The organism is Halomonas sp. ND22Bw (genome assembly GCF_003011945.1).
GTDB lineage: Bacteria > Pseudomonadota > Gammaproteobacteria > Pseudomonadales > Halomonadaceae > Halomonas > Halomonas halophila.
Genome location: NZ_PXWD01001504.1, coordinates 1 through 246 on the forward strand (window position 1 = coordinate 1; position 246 = coordinate 246).

Annotated in this window: 1 protein-coding gene; it reads right to left on the reverse strand. The window is 72.4% G+C overall.

The window, feature by feature from the left end; all coding sequences use genetic code 11:
* Nucleotides 1-246 (reverse strand): IS3 family transposase (locus tag CVH10_RS23235; RefSeq protein WP_146143340.1); only part of this gene is annotated, 246 nt, incomplete at both ends.

Sequence of the window (246 nt, forward strand, 5' to 3'; positions counted from 1 at the left end):
ACGAAGTCCAGCGACCAGCGCTGGTTGGGCGCCAGCGGCAGGTCCAGCGGTCGCCGCGTGCCCATCGCTCGCTTCCGGCCGCCGCGCCGGCGCACCGTCAGTTGCTCGTCGCGATAGATCCGCTGGACCCGTTTCCTGTTGACCGCATGGCCCTCGCGCCGCAGCAGCACGTGCAGGCGACGATAGCCGAACCGTCGACGTTCCTGGGCCCGGGCCTTCAGCCGGTCGCGCAGCGCGCCGTCGTCC